The organism is Streptomyces smaragdinus (assembly GCF_009604385.1).
Taxonomy (GTDB): domain Bacteria; phylum Actinomycetota; class Actinomycetes; order Streptomycetales; family Streptomycetaceae; genus Streptomyces; species Streptomyces smaragdinus.
This window is the reverse complement of record NZ_WEGJ01000023.1, coordinates 19,317-34,994: the sequence shown is the minus strand read 5'-3', so window position 1 is coordinate 34,994 and position 15,678 is coordinate 19,317. Positions and strand designations below refer to the sequence as shown.

The 15,678-nt window shown below is 69.9% G+C and carries 15 protein-coding genes and 4 tRNA genes; 8 read left to right on the top strand and 11 right to left on the bottom strand.

The features are described 5' to 3' along the window. Positions 1-245 precede the first annotated feature (245 nt). Both SRB5_RS24090 and bldC read left to right on the top strand, forming a co-directional pair. Positions 246-1,115, top strand: coding sequence for a hypothetical protein (locus SRB5_RS24090; protein WP_323378379.1), 870 nt, complete (start codon positions 246-248; stop codon positions 1,113-1,115). A 576-nt stretch (positions 1,116-1,691) separates the two neighbouring features. Next, a complete protein-coding gene (gene bldC, locus SRB5_RS24085; RefSeq protein WP_027749187.1) occupies positions 1,692-1,898 on the top strand; it encodes a developmental transcriptional regulator BldC in 207 nt (68 codons plus the stop codon). A 440-nt stretch (positions 1,899-2,338) separates the two neighbouring features. Here the strand turns inward: bldC and SRB5_RS24080 are convergent, their stop codons facing one another. The 3 genes from SRB5_RS24080 to hrpA all read right to left on the bottom strand — a co-directional run bounded on the left by SRB5_RS24080 (position 2,339) and on the right by hrpA (position 6,879). Next, the gene (locus tag SRB5_RS24080; RefSeq protein ID WP_153455492.1) at positions 2,339-2,530 is read right to left on the bottom strand and encodes a DUF6274 family protein; all 192 of its coding nucleotides are present in this window, start codon (positions 2,528-2,530) and stop codon (positions 2,339-2,341) included. A gap of 231 nt (positions 2,531-2,761) precedes the next feature. Next, positions 2,762-2,836, bottom strand: a tRNA-Asp gene (locus SRB5_RS24075). 92 nt (positions 2,837-2,928) lie between these two features. Next, a complete protein-coding gene (hrpA, locus tag SRB5_RS24070; protein WP_153455491.1) occupies positions 2,929-6,879 on the bottom strand; it encodes an ATP-dependent RNA helicase HrpA in 3,951 nt (1,316 codons plus the stop codon). A gap of 284 nt (positions 6,880-7,163) precedes the next feature. Here hrpA and SRB5_RS24065 point away from each other — a divergent pair, with 284 nt between their 5' ends. Then, complete coding sequence (locus SRB5_RS24065; protein ID WP_153455490.1) at positions 7,164-8,684, top strand: glycoside hydrolase family 3 protein; 1,521 nt, start codon at positions 7,164-7,166, stop codon at positions 8,682-8,684. A 3-nt stretch (positions 8,685-8,687) separates the two neighbouring features. Here the strand turns inward: SRB5_RS24065 and SRB5_RS24060 are convergent, their stop codons facing one another. The 3 genes from SRB5_RS24060 to SRB5_RS24050 are packed head-to-tail and all read right to left on the bottom strand — an operon-like array spanning position 8,688 to position 10,200. Beyond that, complete coding sequence (locus SRB5_RS24060; RefSeq protein WP_323378377.1) at positions 8,688-8,867, bottom strand: rubredoxin; 180 nt, start codon at positions 8,865-8,867, stop codon at positions 8,688-8,690. After that, positions 8,864-9,034: a rubredoxin gene (locus SRB5_RS24055; RefSeq protein WP_323378376.1), complete on the bottom strand. Its 171-nt coding sequence runs from the start codon at positions 9,032-9,034 to the stop codon at positions 8,864-8,866. Before SRB5_RS24055 ends, SRB5_RS24060 begins: the two co-directional genes overlap by 4 nt. After that, on the bottom strand, positions 9,031-10,200 hold the full coding sequence (locus SRB5_RS24050; RefSeq protein WP_153455489.1) for an alkane 1-monooxygenase: 1,170 nt from the start codon (positions 10,198-10,200) through the stop codon (positions 9,031-9,033). Before SRB5_RS24050 ends, SRB5_RS24055 begins: the two co-directional genes overlap by 4 nt. Before the next feature lie 118 nt (positions 10,201-10,318). Between SRB5_RS24050 and SRB5_RS24045 the strand changes: the two genes are divergently transcribed. The 3 genes from SRB5_RS24045 to SRB5_RS24035 all read left to right on the top strand — a co-directional run bounded on the left by SRB5_RS24045 (position 10,319) and on the right by SRB5_RS24035 (position 11,240). After that, positions 10,319-10,921 (top strand): TetR/AcrR family transcriptional regulator, encoded by a 603-nt coding sequence (locus tag SRB5_RS24045; protein WP_153455488.1) that lies wholly within the window; start codon positions 10,319-10,321, stop codon positions 10,919-10,921. A 146-nt stretch (positions 10,922-11,067) separates the two neighbouring features. After that, positions 11,068-11,145, top strand: a tRNA-Asp gene (locus SRB5_RS24040). Between the two features lie 21 nt (positions 11,146-11,166). Next, positions 11,167-11,240: transfer RNA gene (locus SRB5_RS24035), tRNA-Phe, on the top strand. A gap of 381 nt (positions 11,241-11,621) precedes the next feature. Here the strand turns inward: SRB5_RS24035 and SRB5_RS24030 are convergent. After that, positions 11,622-11,861 carry a hypothetical protein gene (locus SRB5_RS24030; protein ID WP_323378375.1) on the bottom strand — a complete coding sequence of 80 codons (240 nt, stop codon included), beginning with the start codon at positions 11,859-11,861 and terminating at the stop codon, positions 11,622-11,624. A gap of 191 nt (positions 11,862-12,052) precedes the next feature. On the opposite strand from SRB5_RS24030, the gene SRB5_RS24025 reads away from it, so the two are divergent. Continuing rightward, positions 12,053-12,125, top strand: a tRNA-Glu gene (locus SRB5_RS24025). 50 nt (positions 12,126-12,175) lie between these two features. Here the strand turns inward: SRB5_RS24025 and SRB5_RS24020 are convergent. Next, positions 12,176-12,535: a helix-turn-helix domain-containing protein gene (locus SRB5_RS24020; protein ID WP_153455487.1), complete on the bottom strand. Its 360-nt coding sequence runs from the start codon at positions 12,533-12,535 to the stop codon at positions 12,176-12,178. After that, entirely contained in the window at positions 12,532-13,884 is a 1,353-nt protein-coding gene (locus SRB5_RS24015) for a transcriptional regulator (RefSeq protein WP_153455486.1), read from the bottom strand. Before SRB5_RS24015 ends, SRB5_RS24020 begins: the two co-directional genes overlap by 4 nt. A gap of 134 nt (positions 13,885-14,018) precedes the next feature. Here SRB5_RS24015 and SRB5_RS24010 point away from each other — a divergent pair, with 134 nt between their 5' ends. Further along, entirely contained in the window at positions 14,019-14,429 is a 411-nt protein-coding gene (locus tag SRB5_RS24010) for an ATP-binding protein (protein WP_153455485.1), read from the top strand. Between the two features lie 5 nt (positions 14,430-14,434). On the opposite strand, the gene SRB5_RS24005 is transcribed toward SRB5_RS24010, so the two are convergent. Both SRB5_RS24005 and SRB5_RS35935 read right to left on the bottom strand, forming a co-directional pair. Beyond that, entirely contained in the window at positions 14,435-14,971 is a 537-nt protein-coding gene (locus SRB5_RS24005) for a flavoprotein (protein ID WP_323378399.1), read from the bottom strand. A gap of 279 nt (positions 14,972-15,250) precedes the next feature. Beyond that, positions 15,251-15,667 carry a hypothetical protein gene (locus tag SRB5_RS35935; protein WP_194293018.1) on the bottom strand — a complete coding sequence of 139 codons (417 nt, stop codon included), beginning with the start codon at positions 15,665-15,667 and terminating at the stop codon, positions 15,251-15,253. Between the last annotated feature and the right edge of the window lie 11 nt (positions 15,668-15,678).

The window sequence follows — 15,678 nt, the reverse complement described above, 5'->3', positions numbered from 1 at the left end:
GGCCTTTCGATCCAGAGACTAGAACGCCGGACCCCCGCCCGGGATGCCCTGACGGGCAGGAGGGCGCCGGGGGCAGGTGGCGCCCCCGGTGAGTTACAGCACATCAGTCTGGGGGAGACTCGACTGCGTCGCACCTCTTTCCGGGCGTCCGCCGCGGGCAGGCTGCCTTCCCGGGACATTTCGGGAGCGGTTCGTCCGGGAGCCGGGCGGGGAACCCCGAGGTGACGGCCGGAAGGGAGCGTGGCGTGGCAGTGGTGTCGTCGGTGGTGGTTCCGTACGCCTCCTACCTGAGGGTGTACGAGCCTCTGGCAGCCTTTCCGGAGCCCGAGCGCGGCCACTGGTACCGGTACGCCCGCCGGGAGGCCCTGCCCGGCGCACAGGACGAACTGCGGCTCTCCCTGGGCGGGTTGACGGGCACGCCGCCGCAGGGCGTGCCGGCGCACGAGAGCGAGGACGCGTTCGTCGCCGTGGTGGACGGCGTCACGTGCGTGTGCCCCTGGCGGACCCGGCTGCGGGCGTGGCTGGCGCTGCGGGAGCTGGAGGCGGAGCTGCCGGAGGCGGTGCTGGCGGCGGCGCTGCCGCGGGTGCTGCGGGAGCAGGCGGCGGCGGACTACGACCGGTGGCGGCGGGAGAACCCGGACGCCCGGCCGTGGATCCGGACGTCGGTGTGGGTGGTGCCGGTGCGGTGGTTCGTGCTCTTCGCCGACGAGGAGCGGGAGTACGCGCCGGGTGGCCCCTCGGCGGCGGTGTTCCGGTACCGGACGCCCATGGCGCAGGCGCGGCGGCGGGTGGCGCGCGGGCTGCGGGCGCTGCGGGACGCGTCGCGGGAGGCAGTGGCGGCGGGGGAGCCGGGGCCGCACGAGCCGCTGATCGACGGGCTCACCGACGTGGGGCGGTGGCTGGAGGAGTTCCATCCGCGGTCGCTGGTGGAGCTGGACTACGGCGGGCTGGTGCACGCGCTGCCGAAGGAGCATCTGGAGGGCGACCACTCGGCGGCGGACGTCGCGGAGGGGCTGACCGCGCTGGCCGCCGGGGACGGGGAGCGGGCGGGGGCCGCGTACCGGCGGCTGACGGACCGTTGGGGCCGGGTCAGGGACCGGCAGTTCGCGAGCTAGCGGCCGGGGGTGTGCCCGCGTCACATGACCGGGACACATCTCCGACACCGGTAAGGTCATGCGAAACCTAGTGCGACGGGCGATTACGGACTAAGGTCCTCCGCATGTGACCCAGGGTCACCGGGAAGTCGGGACGTTGGTCCCGATCCGGGCCAAAGCCCCAAGCGTGATGGATTACACGTACCGGGGTCTTGCCCACATCCCATACCCTCGTGTCAAAATAGGACAAGGAGTCCAGGAGGGGTACCTTGCATCCAACTTCGGGTGGAATGCCGGGTATTGATCTTCATGGGGGGCCTTGTGGCCTCTGGTGGGGCTGTGACTGATCGTTACGACCGTGTGACTGTCCGTTATGGCATGGTCCATCGGCTTCCGCTGGGGTTGAACACCTCAGAGGGCAATTCCGTCGGTTTGAGCCACGGCGCTGGACAGATGGTGTAGTTGTAGTGCCGAGGACAAGCCGTTCGTCCTATAACCGACTCGACCCGCGTCCCTCCATTTCGGACAACGCGGGTCAAGGTGCAGAATTTAGAGGAAAGAACCGAGTTCAGTTCGGTTCTCCCGAGGAGGCCGCTCATGACCGCTCGCACCCCTGATGCCGAGCCGCTGCTGACCCCTGCTGAGGTTGCCACGATGTTCCGCGTCGACCCCAAGACGGTCACGCGCTGGGCTAAGGCGGGCAAGCTCACGTCCATCCGCACGCTGGGTGGGCACCGCCGCTACCGTGAGGCGGAGGTCCGCGCCCTGCTCGCGGGCATTCCGCAGCAGCGCAGCGAGGTCTGACGAGTACGTCTGCGTCAGCAGTAACAACTACATATCCGGGCATTTCGGGACCCCCATCCCGGCTCTGATGCCCACCTGTACGACTTTGATCGCGCTGGACTCCGCCGGGTCCGGCGCGATCTTCGTTGTCTCCGGGGGGTGCCGGTCGGCCCCGCGTGATTCCCGGGGGCGAGGGGTGCTGTGGGGCGCGTGGGGCCTGTGCGGAGGGCGGGCAGGCCTTCTGCGGGGTGGGACGGGAGCCTGTCGGCTAGGGCCGTACGGGCACATTCCGAGGGGATCGCGTCGGCCCTTCGAGGCGGGTGCAATTGCACATATAAAATTGAGCGGCTGTAAGGGGACCGTGAAGTTCCCTCAGCGGTAACCGGTTTCGTGACTCCCGTCACATCGCACCGTGGTTGCCCTGCGTAACGATGCTGCGGTAAAGGGAGTTGGCCGCCGTGTCACCGGGACGCCCGGGCGGTGTCCTCCTCTGCCGGCGCGGCGGACGGCCCGGCGGACGCGGGCTGGTTCAGCGCGAGGCGCAGGAGCTGGTGGCAGATGGGGCAGTGACGCGTCAGATGCCGGTAGGACGTGGCCGCCGACAGATGGGCGCGGAGCAGCGCCCTCGTCTCGTGCCGCGCGATGACTGTCATATGCCCTGAGTACCTGCGGGGGCACGGTCCGTCAACCCTGACCTGCAGCAAAAAGGCCGGATCCAAGGGATCCGGCCTGATTTCAATCTATGCGGTCCTGACGGGATTTGCTGCAGCTGATTGCGGCTGCGCCGCGGGCGCGGCCTCCACCCTGACAGGGTGGCGGGCTTGGGGCGGGAGACGGGTAGCGAAAAGGCCGGACCTCAGCGGTCCGGCCTTTTGCGATCGATGCGGTCCTGACGGGATTTGAACCCGCGGCCTCCACCTTGACAGGGTGGCGAGCACTCCAAACTGCTCCACAGGACCTCGCTCCGCTTCGCCCGGGGGCGTCGCGACGTGATGACTGTACAGCAGCCGAGGGGGTGCGGTCGAACCGATAAGGGCGCTGGTGACGGGGGTCACCGGCCGGGCGGGGCCAGGGCGTCGACGGCCTTCGTGATGCGCTTGTCGGAGATCGGGTACGCCGTCCCCAGCGCGTGCGCGAAGTAGCTGACCCGCAGCTCCTCGATCATCCAGCGGATGTCGCGGACGGCCCGCGGGACGGGGCGCCCGGCGGGCTGCTGCTCCAGGAGCCACAGGTACTCGTCGTGCATCTCCCGGACCTTCGCCATCCGCGCGCGGTCCCGTTCGGCGTTCGTCGGGAGCTGCTGGAGCCGGCGGTCGGCGGCGATCAGATAGCGCATCAGGTCGGGCAGCCGGCCCACCCCGTGCTCGGTGACGAAGCCGGGCTTGATCAGCCACGCCAGCTGGTCCCGTACGTCCTGGAGGGAGTCCAGCAGCACCGGGCTCTTGATCGACCGCAGCCGGCCCTCCGCCGCGTGCCACGCCGCCAGGACCTCCTGGACCTGGCGGATCGCCGCCATCGACGTGTCGACGAGGTCCGCGCGCACCGCGTCGTACAGCTTGCGGAAGCCCTCCTCGTCCCAGGCGGGGCCGCCGTGGACGGCGATCAGCCGGTCGGCGGCGGCCGTCACGCAGTCCTCGAACAGGGGCTGGACGCCGCCGTGGGGGGAGCGGGAGAGGGCGAGCTTCGCGACGTTGCTCAGCTTGTCGTTGGCGTACTTGGCGGGGTTCGCCGGGATGTTCAGGAGGATCAGCCGGCGGGTGCCGCGCCACATCGCGGCGGACTGCTCGGCCTCCGTGTCGTAGAGGCGTACGGCGACGGACGTGCCCTCGTCGGCGAGCGCCGGGTACGCCTTCACCGGGTGGCCGGCGCGGCGGGTCTCGAAGACGCGGGGGAGGGCGCCGATCGTCCACGACGTGAGGCCCGTGCGCTGCTCGGGGGCGCCGGGGGCGCCGCCGGTGGAGGGGGACGCCTTCTCGAAGGCCTTGTTGATCGCGGCGCGGGTCTTGGGGCGGAGCTTCAGGCGCAGCTCCTCCAGGTCCTTCGCCTCGGCGATCTTGCGGCGGCGTTCGTCGTAGACCCGGAAGGTGATCCGCAGATGGTCGGGGACCTTCGACCAGTCGAAGTCCTCCGGCTCGACCGGGACGCCCTTCAGCCGGCGCAGCTCCCGCGCCATCGTCGTCGTCAGCGGCTCCTGCAGCGGCACGGCGGCGTCCAGGAACGCCTTCGCGGTGTTGGGGGCGGGGACGAAGTTGCGGCGGACGGGCTTGGGGAGTGAGCGGATCAGCTCGGTGACCAGGTCCTCCCGCAGACCCGGGATCTGCCAGTCGAAGCCCTCGGCGGACACCTGGTTCAGTACCTGCAGCGGCACGTGGACCGTCACGCCGTCCGCGTCCGCGCCGGGCTCGAACTGGTACGTGACACGGAGCTTCAGCGGGCCCTGGCGCCAGGAGTCCGGGTAGTCGGCCTTGGTGACACCCTCGGCCTGCTCGTTGATGAGCATCGACTTCTCGAAGTTCAGCAGCTCGGGCTCTTCGCGCTGCTTCTTCTTCCACCACGAGTCGAAGTGCGCGCCGGAGACGGCCGTCTCCGGGAGGCGCTGGTCGTAGAAGTCGAAGAGGGTCTCGTCGTCGACCAGGATGTCGCGGCGGCGCGCCCGGTGCTCCAGCTCCTCGACCTCGGTGAGGAGCCTGCGGTTGTCGGCGAAGAACTTGTGGTGGGTGCGCCAGTCGCCCTCGACCAGGGCGTTCCTGATGAACAGCTCGCGGGACGTCTCGGGGTCGATGCGGCCGTAGTTGACCTTGCGCTGGGCGACGATCGGGACGCCGTACAGCGTGACCCGCTCGAACGCCATCACGGCGGCCTGGTCCTTCTCCCAGTGGGGCTCGCTGTAGGTGCGTTTGACCAGGTGCTGGGCGAGGGGCTCGATCCAGTCGGGCTCGATCTTCGCGTTCACCCGGGCCCAGAGGCGGGAGGTCTCGACGAGCTCGGCGGACATCAGCCAGCGCGGGGGCTTCTTGAAGAGCGCGGAGCCGGGGAAGATCGCGAACTTGGCGCTGCGGGCGCCCAGATACTCGTTCTTGTCGGTGTCCTTGAGGCCCACGTGGCTGAGGAGGCCGGCCAGCAGGGACTGGTGGACGCGGTCGCCGTCGGCGTCCTGGTCACCGAGGTGAATGTCCATGGTCTTGGCGACCGTACGGAGCTGGGAGTAGATGTCCTGCCACTCCCGTATCCGGAGGTAGTTCAGGAATTCGCGTTTGCACATCCGCCGGAACGCGGAGGACGACAAGGCCTTCTGCTGCTCGCGGACGTACCGCCAGAGGTTGAGGAAGGCCAGGAAGTCGCTGGTCTCGTCGCGGAAGCGGGCGTGCTGCTGGTCGGCCTGCTGCTGCTTGTCGGAGGGGCGTTCGCGCGGGTCCTGGATGGACAGGGCGGCGGCGATCACCATGACCTCGCGGACGCAGCCGTTCTTGTCGGCCTCCAGCACCATCCGGGCCAGCCGGGGGTCGACGGGCAGCTGGGCGAGTTTGCGGCCGGTCGGCGTCAGGCGTTTGCGGGGGTCCTTCTGCTTGGTGTCCAGCGCGTGCAGCTCCTCGAGCAGCTGGACGCCGTCCTTGATGTTGCGGCGGTCCGGCGGGTCGATGAAGGGGAAGCGCTCGATGTCGCCCAGGCCCGCGGCGGTCATCTGGAGGATGACGGAGGCCAGGTTCGTACGGAGGATCTCGGCGTCGGTGAACTCGGGGCGGGTGAGGAAGTCGTCCTCGCTGTACAGGCGGATACAGATGCCGTCCGCCAGGCGGCCGCAGCGGCCCTTGCGCTGGTTGGCGCTGGCCTGCGAGATCGCCTCGATGGGCAGGCGCTGGACCTTGGTGCGGTGGCTGTAGCGGGAGATGCGCGCGAAGCCGGGGTCGATGACGTACCGGATGCCGGGGACGGTGAGGGAGGTCTCGGCGACGTTCGTGGCGAGGACGATGCGGCGGCCGGAGTGGCGCTGGAAGACGCGGTGCTGCTCGGCGTGGGAGAGGCGGGCGTAGAGGGGGAGGACCTCGGTGTTGAAGAGTCTCTTCTTCTCGAGCGCGTCCGCCGTGTCCCTGATCTCCCGTTCGCCGGAGAGGAAGACCAGGATGTCGCCGTCGCCCTCCCGCTGCAGCTCGTCGACGGCGTCGCAGATCGCGGTGATCTGGTCGCGGTCGTCGGCGTCGGAGTTCTCCTCCAGCAGCGGGCGGTAGCGGACCTCGACCGGATACGTACGGCCGCTGACCTCGACGATCGGGGCGTCGCCGAAGTGGCGGGAGAAGCGCTCCGGGTCGATCGTGGCGGAGGTGATGATCACCTTGAGGTCGGGGCGCTTCGGCAGGAGCTGGGCGAGATAGCCGAGCAGGAAGTCGATGTTGAGGCTGCGTTCGTGGGCCTCGTCGATGATGATCGTGTCGTACTGGCGCAGCTCGCGGTCCGTCTGGATCTCGGCGAGCAGGATGCCGTCCGTCATCAGCTTGACCAGCGTGGTGTCCGAGACCTGGTCGGTGAAGCGGACCTTCCAGCCGACGGCCTCACCGAGGGGGCTCTTCAGCTCCTCCGCCACCCGCTCGGCCACCGTGCGGGCCGCGATCCGGCGGGGCTGGGTGTGGCCGATCAGGCCCTTGACGCCGCGGCCCAGCTCGAGACAGATCTTCGGGATCTGGGTGGTTTTGCCGGATCCCGTCTCGCCGGCGACGATCACGACCTGGTGATCGCGGACGGCGGCCAGGATGTCGTCCCTCTTCTGGCTGACCGGCAGCTGTTCGGGGTAGGTGATCGGGGGAACGGCCTGCCGGCGGCCGGCGACCCTCGCCTCCGCCCGGTCGATCTCGGCGGCGATGTCGGTCAGCACCGCCGCGCGGGCCTCCGGCTTTCGGATACGCCGGGTCCCCTCCAGACGGCGGCCGAGGCGCTGCTGGTCGCGCAGCGTCAGCTCGGGGAGGCGGTCGAGGATGGCGGTCAGCTGGATGGGCTCGGCACTGGACATACGGTGCCCAGGATCTCACCCGGCGGGTCGGGGCGGCGAATGACTTTCGGCGTGGCGGTCAGTGACGTTCAGCACCGTCCGGACCCCGGGGCGGTCCGGACGGAAGGGGCGCGGGGGTCTGAAGTGGCGTTCCGCGAGGGGCTTTCGCGCCGGTGGAGGGGTGACTGACCCTTGACATGCCCGGCCGATCCACGCCAGCATCCACATTGGTCTGTACCAAGTAATCGAGTAGCTCTCCTCTCCCGCGGCCACTGCGTGCTGCCCGCCTTATCCGGAGGTCCGTCTTGGAATCGAGCCCCGCTGAGCTGGAGCGCCTCGCCAACGCCGTGATCCAGCCCGGGTTCACGGGTACCACCGCCCCCGACTGGGTCCGCCGCCGGATCGCGGACGGCGGGCTGAAGTCCGTGGTGCTGTTCGGGCGGAACATCGTCGACGTCGAGCAGGTCGCCGCTCTCACCGCAGAGCTACGCGCGGAGAATCCCGAGCTGATCATCGGCATCGACGAGGAGGCCGGCGACGTCACCCGCCTCGAGGCCGGTACGGGAGCCTCCCGCCCCGGCAACCTCGCCCTCGGCGCCGTCGACGACCTCGGCCTCACCCAGTCCGTCGCCCGCGACATCGGCCGCGACCTGCACGCCGCCGGCGTCTCGGTGAACTTCGCCCCCAGCGCCGACGTCAACTCCAACCCCCTCAACCCCGTCATCGGCGTGCGCTCCTTCGGCGAGAGCACCGACGTGGTGGCCCGGAACACCGCCGCCTGGGTGCGCGGCCTGCAGGAGGCCGGCGTCGCCGCCTGCGTCAAGCACTTCCCCGGCCACGGCGACACCGTCGTCGACTCCCACCACGGCCTCCCCCTGGTCAACGCCTCCGTCGAGGAGATCGCCGCGACCGCGCTGCCGCCGTTCCTCGCCGCGATGGAGGCGGGCGTACGGGCGGTCATGACCGGCCACGTCCTGGTCCCCGCGTACGACGCGGAGAACCCCGCCACCCTCAGCCCCGCCATCCTCGCCGGCCTGCTGCGCGACACCCTCGGCTTCACCGGGCTGCTCGTCACCGACGGCATCGAGATGCGCGCCGTCACCGACGTCCACGGCATCGACGGCGCCACCGTCAAGGCGATCATCGCCGGCGTCGACGCCGTCTGCGTCGGCGGGGAGAGCGCCGCCCCCGAGACCGCCGAGCTGCTCACGGGCGCCCTGGTCCGGGCCGTACGGGACGGCTCGCTGCCGTACGAGCGGCTGGCCCGGGCCGCCGCCGGCGTGGGGGAGTTCGCCACCTGGTCCACCACCCTGCGCGCCTGTGCCGCCGGAGCCGGCGCCGAGTCCGGCGTGGGCCTCGCCGCCGCCCGCCGCGCGGTGCGCGTCACCCGGGGCCAGGTCCGGCCCATCACCGGCGCCCCGCACGTCGTGGAGCTGTCCCCGGTGATGAACCTCGCCGTCGACGGCTCCACCCCCTGGGGCGTCGCCGCCCCCCTGCGCGAGCTGATCCCGGGCACCACGTCCGTCCGGCTCACGCAGGAGCAGCTCGACGGCCGGGACGACGCCCTGCGCGTCCAGGGGCTGGGCCCGGCCGGGGGGCGCCCCCTGGTCGTGGTGGTGCGCGACGCCGCCCGGCACCGGTGGATGACGGACGCCGTGGCCACGGTGCTCACCGTCCGGCCGGACGCCACGGTGGTGGAGATGGGCTTCCCGAGCGGCGAACCCCTGGGCGCCGTCCACCTGATCACCCACGGCGCCACCCGGGTCTCCGGGATCGCGGCGGCGGAGGTGCTGGTGGGGGCGCTGGCGGGGGCGCCGGCGGTTTAGCTTCTATACGGGCGAGACCTCGACCATCTCGAAGTCCGCCTTCGCGGCACCGCAGTCCGGGCACGACCAGTCGTCGGGGATGTCCTCCCACCTCGTGCCCGGCGCGATGTCCTCGTCCGGCCAGCCCTCGGCCTCGTCGTACTCGAAGCCGCACACCTGGCACTGCCACTTCCTGAGCTTCACGAGCCGCTCTCCTCCTCGAAGTCGGTCTTCTCCCGCACCCCGCAGTCGGGGCACGGCCAGTCGTCCGGTACGTCGGCCCACGGCGTACCGGCGGGGAAGCCCTCGCGGGGGACGCCGGCCTGCTCGTCGTACACGAACTCGCAGACGGGACAGATGAATCGGCTCACGCGGCGACCACCCCGTACGCGGCGTGCTTGCCCGGGCGGATGTTGGCGCGCGTCAGGTCGCCGCCGTAGTGCGCCTGGACGCGCGGGTCCATGACCTTGCGCCACAGGGGCGGGAAGTACGCCAGCACGATCATCCCGGCGTATCCCGTGGGCAGTTCGGGGGCGTCGTCGAAGTGGCGCAGGGCCTGGTAGCGGCGGGTGGGGTTGGCGTGGTGGTCGCTGTGGCGCTGCAGGTGGTAGAGGAAGACGTTGGAGGCGACGTTGTCGCTGTTCCAGCTGTGGCGCGGCGCGCAGCGCTCGTAGCGGCCGGTGTCGGTGCGGCGGCGCAACAGGCCGTAGTGCTCGGTGTAGTTGATGACCTCGAGCAGACAGAAGCCGAAGACCGCCTGGCCGACGAGGTACGGCAGGGCTTCCGGCCCGAAGGCCGCGACCAGGGCGCCGAACAGGGCGACGGTCATGGCCCAGGCGTTCAGTACGTCGTTGCGCCAGGTCCACAGGCTCTTGCCGCGCCGGCCCAGCCGCGCCTTCTCCAGCCGCCAGGCGGAGGTGAGGCTGCCGTACACGGTGCGCGGGAGGAAGCGCCAGAAGCTCTCGCCGAGGCGGGCGCTGGCGGGGTCCTCGGGGGTGGCCACGCGGACGTGGTGGCCGCGGTTGTGCTCGATGAAGAAGTGTCCGTACATGGTCTGCGCGAGGGCGATTTTGGAGAGCCAGCGCTCGGTGGACTCCTTCTTGTGGCCGAGCTCGTGCGCGGTGTTGATGCCGATGCCGGCCACGCCGCCGAGGGTGACGGTCAGGCCTATCTGGTCGACGACGGACATGCCCCCGCGGGTGAGCAGCCAGATGCCGAGGACCAGGCCGGCGTACTGGAACGGCAGATACATGTACGTGCACCAGCGGTAGTAGCGGTCCTGCTCCAGCCAGGCCAGGGCGCTGTCCGGGGGGTTCGCGGAGTCCTTGCCGATCAGGATGTCGATCAGCGGGAAGACGACGTACAGCACGACGACGCCGGTCCACCAGAAGCCGCCGAGCCCGGTCCAGGTCACCAGGCCCCAGGCGACGAACGGGAACATCGGGATGAAGAGGCCGAGGAGCCAGTAGTAGCGCTTGGGGTCGCGCCAGTGGGGCGCGCTGTCCGTACCGCCCGGGTACGTGTCTGCCGCTGTCATTCCGTGCCTCCCTGCCGTCCTGACAACCTCATTTCTTACTGTCGAGTAGTTAGACAGTCGTCGCTGTGAGTGTCAATACATTGGACAGAGTCCGTTCCTCGCTTACAGTGGTCGCATCATGACGCGATATCGGCAGGCAGTTCGATCCCTTCTCCGCGACCAGATCCTCGACGCGGCGTACGAGCAGGTCACGGCCTCGGGCTGGAGCAAGCTCACCGTCGCGGGCGTCTCGCGGATCGCCGGGGTGAGCCGGCAGACGGTCTACAACGAGTTCGGCTCGAACTCCAAGGACGCGGTCGGCCTCGCTCTCGTCGAACGGGAGGCGGAGCGCTTCATGCTCGGCATCGCGCGGGAGCTCGACGCCCACCGCGACGCGCTGGCGGACGCGGCGCGGGCGGGGGTGGGGTTCGTGCTGCGGTCGGCGACGGACAACCCGCTGATCAAGTCGGTGCTCACGGCGGCGCGGGGCGGCGAGGACGACGAGCTGCTGGCGTACCTCACCACGCGCCCGGAGCCGGTGTTCGAGACGGCGCGCTCGATGCTGGACGCGTACGCGGCGGACGCCTGGCCGGAGGTCGACGCGGATTCGCGGAGCCTGGCGGTGGAGACGATCGTGCGGCTCACGGTGAGCCATATCGTCCAGCCGACGGCCTCCCCCGAGGAGACGGCGGACCGGATCGCGCGGATCACGACGCGGGTGGCGTATCCGGGGGCCGGGTAGCGGATCGTACGTTTTCGGGCCCAGGCCCCAGGTCTGCTACGCTAATCCAGCGACGTCACCCCAGGTGGGGAACCCCGGCGAAGGTCTTCGGGGAAATCACTTTGGGTACGCGCGCCCCCCTGTGCGAGACTGTGTCTCACGCGCATGGTCCTGTGGAGCAGTTTGGAGTGCTCGCCACCCTGTCAAGGTGGAGGCCGCGGGTTCAAATCCCGTCAGGACCGCCAGGTGATCTCTTGGGTCACCTCGGCTGGGTAGCTCAGTTGGTACGAGCGATCGCCTGAAAAGCGATAGGTCGCCGGTTCGACCCCGGCCCCAGCCACCTCATTGCGGGGACGCCTTCTCGGAGTATGTGCGAGGGGGCGTTTTCGTTTGCGCGGGGTGGGGAGTTGGGACAGCCCGATGCCCGTCGCGCCGGTGGTGGTTGCGGCCGTGGTGGGGTCAGGTGGCGTGGCTCCGGAGGTACGCGGCGAGCTCCGGGCCAGCCTCGGCGGAGGAACAGCAGGTGGTCGCCGTCGCGCAGGATGGCTCGGACGTTGCGGCGGGTCCTCATCTTGCGACGGTAGCCCTTTCGCCGGGCGGAGTTGGGCGATCGGCCGTCTGGGGCGGTGTCTTGAGGGTGGCGCGCCTCTCGTCGGAGGCCGTCGTGCTCAGCGGCGATGGCGGCGCGGCGAAGATCTCTGCGCGTTGAAGCGCTGACCCCTCAGCCCCGCTCGGCCGGGAGGCCGCCGTCCCAGGCCGCCTGCTTCAGGCGGACGCGGGCCGCCGGGGTGCCGGCTTCCGTGTCCCAGAAGGGGTGGGCCGCTACGCGGACCGAGAGTTGGTACATGCGGCGGCGCAGGGCCGTCGTGGGGGTGCCGGGGGCGGCGTGGGCGAGGAGGCGGTACACGGTGTACCAGTCGCGCTGGGCGCGGAGCAGGTCGTCGGGGAAGGTTTGGGGCACGGGGTCGATGATGCCATGTGTTCGAATATTTGTGCGAATCCTTGTGGGGGTGTGTCTGCTGTGTCGTCGGTGATGTCAGCGCGGGGGGAGAGGGTTCCTGAACCCGTTCCAAAACCGCTTTGGCGATCTCCGTATCCATCCCATATCCTGCAGTGGTCCCGGCGGCACCTTCGTGCTGCCGAAGGTCATCAGCCCTCATCGTCTAGTGGCCCAGGACGCCGCCCTTTCAAGGCGGTAGCACGGGTTCGAATCCCGTTGGGGGCACAGTTCAGCCCCCTTCCGATGTGTCGGGAGGGGGCTTCGTGTTTCCTGGTTCAGGCTGCGGCGTGGGTGTGCGGGGTGAGGGTGACAGTGGCCTCGCCGCTGTCGATCGCGATGTTCCAGGACGCGTCCAAGGCCTCCGCCAGGCGGGCGAGCAGCGGCAGCGTGGGTACAGTGCCGCCTCCCTCGACCTTCGAGATCTGCCGCTGGCTCATGGCGGCGCGCTCGGCGAGGTCTGCCTGGGACAGACCGAGTGCCGTGCGGCGGTCGTAGACGAGCTGCCCGAGGTCGATGGCGAGGCTGATCTCGGCGCGCCGGGCGGTCACTTCGGCCGGCTCCGTGTAGCCCTCGGCGGTCTTCCGCTCGCGGGCCGCTTTCCAGCGTGTGTGGTTCACGGAACTCTTCGTCGTCATGCGGCGGAGGTCAGCTCGCGGGCGCGTTCGCCGAAGTCCGCCACGAGGCGATGCTTCCCGTAGGGGGACATTCGGCGCAGTAGGTCCCGCACCGCCTCGACGCAGCGGGAGCTCTTGACCCGGCGGGAGAGCGACAGCGTGCGCAGGCCCGCCGCGTGGGCGGCCTCGAGGTCGTGGCGCTGGAGGTGGGATGCCGCGAGGGCGGCCTGGGAGAGGGCGCCCCGGCGGGCGCGGCGCTGGCGGCGGGCGTGGGTGATCGACTGCTGGGCGTGCTGCTCCGCGAGTTCCGGGCGGCCGATGTCGCGGAAGGTGTTCGCGTGCTCGCCGTGCAGGTACGCCGGGTCGATGAACGCCGCCCACTCCTGCTCCTCCGCCGGGCGCACCCTGCCGTACGCGGCCTCCGACGCGGCGACCGCCTTTGCGGCGGCGGCCTTGTCGCCCAGCCTGGCGTGCGCCCGCGCCTCCAGCGCCCACAGGTCGGCCAGGCAGGCGGGCGAGGCGATGCGGCCGAGGCCCGAGCGGCCGGCCTGCGCGAGCCGGCGGCCCTCCTCCGGCTCGCCCAGCAGCGTCGCCTGGTCGGCCATGCCGGCGAGTACGTGGGCGCCGAGGGCGGTGTTCCCGGACTCCTCGGCGAGGCGGAGGGACTGGATCAGGTAGCGCTGGGCGGTGCCGTGTTCGCCGTTGTCGTACGACATCCAGCCGAGGAGATACGTCTGTTCCGCCGCCGCCTCGCACAGCGCTCGACGGACGGCTTCCGTGTGCGTGCGGCGCAGCAGCGGATAGACGTGCTGGTTCATGTACCCGGCGAGGATCAGCCGGCCGGAGCCGCCGCCCTGGAGGACGTCCATCTTCTGGAACTCGCCGAACATGTTCCGTACCGCCGTGACGTCCTCGAGGCGCACCCGTGGGCCGGAACTCGGCCGTTGATCAAGGGCGTTGAGCAGCCAGTCGCGCGAGGGGCCCACGGCTGCGACGGCGGCGAACGGTGCCGCGGCCAGGAGCTTGCGCCGGTCCACGTCCGCCCTTCCCAGGTCGGCCACCGCTTCCACCGTGTCCGGGAAGGAGGCGTTGTACGCGAGCGCGCGCTCGGCGGTGCCGCCGTCGCCGAGCCCCAGGTCGTATGTCGTGACCCGGTAACCGGCGTGCGCCGAGAACACGTCGGCCAGGATCTCGGGTACGGGTGGACGGGGGTGGTCGCCGGCCAGCCAGCGCCGTACCGTCGTCGCGTCCGGGCTGACGTGCGGCTGGCCCCAGGTCTGCGCCGCTGCCCTGACCCGACGGGCCAGCTCCGTGTTGCTCATGCCGGATTGCCGGAGCCATCGTGCGAGGTCCGTGTTCGCCTGCTTCATGACGAGCCCCTACCCCTCGGCCGTGCGCGGCAACGGAAGCGACACCCTTTGACACCCTCTTCGACGGTACCCCCGGGGGTGGCGGATCGGTTGCCTCAAGTGACCAATCGATCACCGAACGCAGGGGGTTGGCGATGAGGACGCGTACTGAAAGCTGTTCCCTCTCTCTTCCGCACAGTCCGACCTCGGTGTCCCGGGCGCGCGGCTTCACCGTCCGAACGCTCGCGTCCTGGGGCGTATCCGATCCGGTGGACGACATCACTCTCTGCGTCTCGGAGTTGGCCACGAACGCGCTGCTTCACGGACGGACGCCGGGACATCGATTCGTGGTCCGGCTCCAACTCGGCCCGGCTCTGCGCCTCGAGGTCCACGACAGCAACCCCCGTCCCGCCACCCTCCGGGCAGCCGACCCGTACGATCCTTCCGGCCGTGGCCTGTTCCTCGTCAACGAGCTCGCGGACCGCTGGGGTTGCTGTCCCCGCCGCGGTCCGGGCAAGGCCGTATGGGCTGAGTTCGACCTCCCGGGTGCGGACCCGGCGGCGTGATCGCCCTACGTGGTGGGCCGGGTGGCTTGGGCAGCGGCGTCCAGCGCTCGTTCCCAGGGGAAGCGGCTCGCGTCGCCGTGTCGTGGCGGATGGGGCTCGTACCCGGTCTCGCCGTCCAGGTACAACACGCCCTGCTGTCGCAGTGCCGCGATGGATCGGGGGACGGCGGGCTGGGCGGCCTGGGCTTGGTTGAAGTACGGCATGGCCAGGACCGGGATGCCCATGTGCACGCCCTCCGAGGGGAGTCCGAGGGCGAGGGTGTCGGTGATTCCCGCGCCCCACTTGTTCAGCGAGGTACACGACAGGGGTGCCACCAGCATCGCGTCGCACTTCGGCAGGCTGTCCCGGGTGCCGGGGAGCTTGTACCGCGAGCGGACCGGGTGGCCGGTCAGGTCCTCCAGTTCGTCGAGGCGCGACTCCCACCAGCGGGCGGCGGACGGGGTGAGGATCAGGCAGACGTCCCAGCCCTTCGCCTGCGCGATGCGTACTCCGTCGTCGATGTATTCGGTCGGGCCTGCGGCGCAGGCGATCAGGTAGAGGATCACGTCGGGAGTTCATACCGGGCGGAGAGGTGGCGCAAGGGCCGGGCCGCCGGTGGTTGTGGGTGAGGCAGGGAATCCGTTCGTTTTTAAACAAGTCGCGGGATCGTTCCGAATTCATGCAATCACCCTGATGCGGGTTCGATATTCGGGGCATTTCGGGTTGCAGGGGTGGGCATCCGCTGTTCTCGCGGTGCTCTCTCGGGTCGCGCCCGAATGGCTGAACAAGTGGTCGATGGAATTCGCTGCAGTATGCATCTGTGCAGGTCGGGGGGAAGTTGATCACGTTTGGCGGATTCTGGCGATTAATAGTGAAACCCTCTGCCGATTGAGCGATAAGGCATCGCCCGCCCCCGATGCAACCCGTTCGGAGTCCTGTCCGGCCGCAGGTAAAATTTGCGGGCTCTGACGTGGCGATATATACCCCTTTGGTTTCTTTGTCCGAGAATGCTGCTCAACATGCGTCGGACCTAAGGACCCCGTCAGGTCGCCGGCGCGCTGGACAGGGAAAAGAAACTGATGAAACGAAGGCTCAGTGCAGCCGTCGTCACCATCCTTGTGATGTTGATGGGGCTGCACTTCTCCGCCGCCACGGCGCAGGCCGAAGTCGGTGATCAATCGCATTCCGATGCGGTGTTCATCGACGGCACCCTGCTCGGTGGCGATACCAGCGCCGTAGCCGGCATCGATGGGGCCCATGCGGACTACAT

What these genes read in the sequence shown, in the direction of transcription:
- SRB5_RS24045 (WP_153455488.1), top strand. Translation starts at nt 10,319, where the DNA reads ATGACGCGATATCGGCAGGCAGTTCGATCCCTTCTCCGCGACCAGATC.
- SRB5_RS24020 (WP_153455487.1), bottom strand. Translation starts at nt 12,535, where the DNA reads ATGACGACGAAGAGTTCCGTGAACCACACACGCTGGAAAGCGGCCCGC.
- SRB5_RS35935 (WP_194293018.1), bottom strand. Translation starts at nt 15,667, where the DNA reads ATGGGCCCCATCGATGCCGGCTACGGCGCTGGTATCGCCACCGAGCAG.
- SRB5_RS24050 (WP_153455489.1), bottom strand. Translation starts at nt 10,200, where the DNA reads ATGACAGCGGCAGACACGTACCCGGGCGGTACGGACAGCGCGCCCCAC.
- SRB5_RS24015 (WP_153455486.1), bottom strand. Translation starts at nt 13,884, where the DNA reads ATGAAGCAGGCGAACACGGACCTCGCACGATGGCTCCGGCAATCCGGC.
- SRB5_RS24010 (WP_153455485.1), top strand. Translation starts at nt 14,019, where the DNA reads ATGAGGACGCGTACTGAAAGCTGTTCCCTCTCTCTTCCGCACAGTCCG.
- hrpA (WP_153455491.1), bottom strand. Translation starts at nt 6,879, where the DNA reads ATGTCCAGTGCCGAGCCCATCCAGCTGACCGCCATCCTCGACCGCCTC.
- bldC (WP_027749187.1), top strand. Translation starts at nt 1,692, where the DNA reads ATGACCGCTCGCACCCCTGATGCCGAGCCGCTGCTGACCCCTGCTGAG.
- SRB5_RS24080 (WP_153455492.1), bottom strand. Translation starts at nt 2,530, where the DNA reads ATGACAGTCATCGCGCGGCACGAGACGAGGGCGCTGCTCCGCGCCCAT.